Source organism: Collinsella aerofaciens (genome assembly GCF_039752985.1).
GTDB classification, from domain to species: Bacteria; Actinomycetota; Coriobacteriia; order Coriobacteriales; family Coriobacteriaceae; genus Collinsella; species Collinsella aerofaciens_BT.
On record NZ_JBDMHA010000100.1, the window covers coordinates 1 to 3,769 of the forward strand.

Annotated in this window: 6 protein-coding genes; all 6 read right to left on the bottom strand. The window is 62.4% G+C overall.

What is annotated here, in order from left to right; all coding sequences use genetic code 11:
* A partial coding sequence (locus ABHR76_RS09545) for a glycine--tRNA ligase subunit beta (RefSeq protein WP_346977545.1) occupies positions 1-825 on the bottom strand: 825 nt, incomplete at its 3' end.
* Between the two features lie 3 nt (positions 826-828).
* On the bottom strand, positions 829-1,740 hold the full coding sequence (locus tag ABHR76_RS09550) for a glycine--tRNA ligase subunit alpha (RefSeq protein ID WP_006236091.1): 912 nt from the start codon (positions 1,738-1,740) through the stop codon (positions 829-831).
* Between the two features lie 59 nt (positions 1,741-1,799).
* The gene (lepB, locus tag ABHR76_RS09555; RefSeq protein ID WP_055285127.1) at positions 1,800-2,363 is read right to left on the bottom strand and encodes a signal peptidase I; all 564 of its coding nucleotides are present in this window, start codon (positions 2,361-2,363) and stop codon (positions 1,800-1,802) included.
* A 2-nt stretch (positions 2,364-2,365) separates the two neighbouring features.
* Positions 2,366-3,124: a tRNA (guanosine(37)-N1)-methyltransferase TrmD gene (gene trmD / locus ABHR76_RS09560; RefSeq protein ID WP_118385180.1), complete on the bottom strand. Its 759-nt coding sequence runs from the start codon at positions 3,122-3,124 to the stop codon at positions 2,366-2,368.
* 10 nt (positions 3,125-3,134) lie between these two features.
* The gene (gene rimM, locus ABHR76_RS09565) at positions 3,135-3,626 is read right to left on the bottom strand and encodes a ribosome maturation factor RimM (RefSeq protein WP_226812527.1); all 492 of its coding nucleotides are present in this window, start codon (positions 3,624-3,626) and stop codon (positions 3,135-3,137) included.
* 34 nt (positions 3,627-3,660) lie between these two features.
* A partial coding sequence (locus tag ABHR76_RS09570) for a KH domain-containing protein (RefSeq protein WP_346977547.1) occupies positions 3,661-3,769 on the bottom strand: 109 nt, incomplete at its 5' end.

Here is a 3,769-nt window from a genome sequence, read left to right on the forward strand (position 1 = left end):
GACCTTGAGGAACTCCTCGTCGAAGGTACCGACGAGCACCGTCGGCCACTCGCAGAGGTTGATGACCTCTTCGAAGACCTTCTTGGGCGTATCAACATGGCAGCCGGGACGGGCAGCCTCGACCTCGGCGATACCGGCAAGGATGGCCTCACGACGACGCTCAGCAGAGAGCACGCCGGCGTCCTCGAGCACCTGCTCGTAGACGGCGGGGCTGGCGACAACGTGGTCACCAGGGCCAAGTACGCGATGACCACGCGTGGTGTTGCCACTCGTCACGTCGGCAAACGACACGGGAACAACATCCTCGCCCAAAAGGCAGCAGATCCAACGGACCGGACGAACAAAGGTCGCGTGCTCGTGGCCCCAGCGCTGGCTGCGGTAGTTGGGCCACTGCAGGCCGGCAATAGTCTTCTCGCACAGAGCGGTCAGAATCGGCGTAGCCGGTGCGGAGGGAATGTTCTTCTCGGCGAACACATACTCGCGACCGTCAGTGTCCTCGCGTCGAACCAGGTCCTCGGCAGCCACACCGCACTTGCGGGCGAAGCCCTGGCCGGCCTTGGTGGCGTTGCCGTCGGCATCGAAGGCAATGTTTGCCGCGGGACCGCGCTTGACCTCATGGACCTCATCGGTCGCAGTGGCGACATCGGCCACGAGCGCAGCCAGACGACGCGGGCTCGAGATCACGCGGACCTCGCCATGGGCCAGACCGGCCTCGTCGAGGCCCTTGGCGATCATGGTGCCAAGCTGCTTGACGGCATTGTTCAACGGTGCGGAGGGCATTTCCTCCGTACCAATCTCAAACAGGAAATCCTTAGCGTCTGCCATGGCTTACGCCACCTCGCCTTCCTGGTCGGCATTCTCGTTGACTCCGGCGACCTCGGCCATGTAGGCCTCGCAGCACGCCTTGGCGACGGCGCGGACGCGCAGGATGTAGTTGGCACGCTCGACCGCGGATAGGGCACCGCGGGCATCGAGCAGGTTGAAGGCGTGGCTGCACTTCATGACACAGTCGTACGCCGGCAGCGGCAGCTTTCGCTCCAGGCAGGAATGGCACTCGGCCTCGTAGTCGTCAAACTTCTGACGCATCATCTCGACGTTGGCGACCTCAAAGTTATAGGCACTGAACTCGCGCTCGTTCTCGAGGAACACGTCGCCATAGGTCATGGGCGTGCCGTCGGGCAGGTAGCTCCACACCAGGTCGTAGACGGAGTTGACGCCCTGCGCATACATGGCGATACGCTCCAGGCCATAGGTGATCTCGACAGGCACGGGGTCGACCTCGATGCCGCCCACCTGCTGGAAGTACGTAAACTGCGTGACCTCCATGCCGTTGAGCCAGACCTCCCAGCCAAGACCCCAGGCGCCGAGCGTCGGGCTCTCCCAGTCGTCCTCGACAAAGCGGACGTCATGGTCGTTGGGGTCCAGGCCAATGGCGGCCAGCGAACCCAGGTAGAGCTCCTGGGCGTTGACCGGCGAGGGCTTGATGAGCACCTGGAACTGATAGTAGTGCTGCATGCGGTTAGGGTTCTCGCCGTAGCGGCCGTCGGCGGGACGGCGGCAGGGCTGCGCATAGCAGGTGCGCCACTCGGCGGGACCGAGCGAGCGCAGCGTGGTCGCGGTATGGAAGGTACCGGCACCGACCTCGGAGTCATAGGGCTGCATAATGACGCAGCCCTGCTCGCCCCAGTACTGCTGGAGGCGCAGGATGATGTCTTGGAAGGAAAGCGATGAAGCGTTCATGCCTCTAATATCCCCTCGTCGAAACGATTACACGGTTAGGTACTGTACTATAGCGGTTTTTAGTCGATAGCGCCGATGCGGTTGAGCGGCCAGTAGCGCACAAGCGCCACAGCGATCAAATCAGAGCGATCGACGGGACCAAAGTAGCGTGAGTCGGCAGAGTTTTCGCGGTTGTCGCCCATCACCCACACGCACCCGTCGGGAACGGTGTAGGGATAGCTTACCTGAGCGCCGGGCGCTTGGACCGAAAGTGGCCAGCTCATGCCCGTCGTATAGTCCTCGTCGAGCGCTTGGCCGTCAACGACCACCTTGCCATCCTGCAGGTCGACCGTCTGGCCGGCCGTGGCAATAACGCGCTTGACAAGAACATCATGCTCGGAGGTGCCATCGGGGTTGTGAAACACCACGATATCGCCCTGCTTGACGGGCTGACCGAGCTCGAGGCTCACCTTTTGCGCCAGGATCTGGTCGCCAATCTCGATTGTGTCCTCCATAGAGCCGGTGGGCACCACAAAGGGCTCGACCACAAAGGTGCGGATCAGGAAGGTGGCCACAAGCGCGATCGCGATGACCGCGATCCACTCAAAAGCGCCCCTCAACGCGGAATGTTGCGTAGGAACCATACTCACTCCTCGCTCTGCGAATACGAAGCGTCCAGAATCTCCTGCGCGTACGCGCGCTCCTCGGGCGTGAGCCGTGCCGTCTCGATAAGATCGGGACGCCAGCGGCAGGTACGCTCGATGGCGTTCTTGCGGCGCCAGGCATCGACCTTGGCGTGATCGCCGCTCACGAGCACCGGAGGAACGCCCTCGCCGTTGAACTCGGCGGGGCGGGTGTACTGCGCGTACTCGAGCAGGCCTCCGTCCTCGGCGGTCGAGAACGACTCGTCCACGTTGCTCATCTCGTCGCCCAGGGCGCCGGGAATCAGGCGTACGACGGCATCGGCAACGACCATAGCGGGAAGTTCGCCACCCGTGAGCACGTAGTCGCCGATCGACAGACGCTCATCGGCATACGCATACGCGCGCTCGTCGACGCCCTCGTAGCGACTGCACACAAACAGCAGGCGCTCACTTTTGAGCAGGCGCTCGGCCACATGCTGCGTAAAAGGCTCGCCACAGGGGGTAAAAAACACAACCGTGGGCTTGGGACCCTCGGAGCTAATAGCCTCGATGGCCTCTGCGATAGGCTCGACCTTCATGAGCATGCCCTGCCCGCCGCCGTACGGCTCGTCATCGACGGTACGATGGCGGTCGTGCGTCCAGTCGCGCAGGTTATACGCCTTAAAATCAAAAAGGCCGGCCTTGCGGGCGCGGCCCAAGATCGATGTGGACATGACGGGCTCAAACATCTCGGGAAAGACCGAAAGGGTCTCGATCAGCATGTTTTCCTCCCTACTTGTCCATATCGATCAGGCCGTCCATAACGTGGACGGAAATTGTTCCTGTGTCGGGAAGATCGAGCACGACCTGCTCGATCACGGGAATCAGTACCTCGCCGTACCGATCGCCCTCGACAACCCAAACATCGTTAGCGGGCGTCGACATAATCTCGACGATCGTGCCGAGCGAACCGAAACGCTCGTCGACCACCTCGCGACCCATCAGGTCGGTATAGGCAGCGTCAAGCGAATCGAGCTCAAAGTCGTCACGATTTGCCAGCACGTAGCATCCCGTGATGCCCTCGGCGGCCGTCAAATCGTCAATGCCCTCAAACGAGACCAGATCGCCATCGCCCGTATCGGTGACGGACACGACCGTGCAAAAGCGGTCGCGCTTGAGCGCCGGCGGCGTCAGGGCGACGCGCATACCCGGCTCTAATACAGAAGGAAGCCCCCGCAGCGGCTGCGCGAGGACCTCCCCCTTCCTTCCGTGCGGCTTGACCACACGGGCGATGTTTTTGTACTGGGACCTCAAGGTCCTAGCCCAGAACCTCTACCTCGACAGCAGTGTCGAGGCGAGCGGCCAGTGCACGAGCGAGCGTGCGAATGGCCTTGATGGTGCGGCCACGACGGCCGATGACCTTAGCG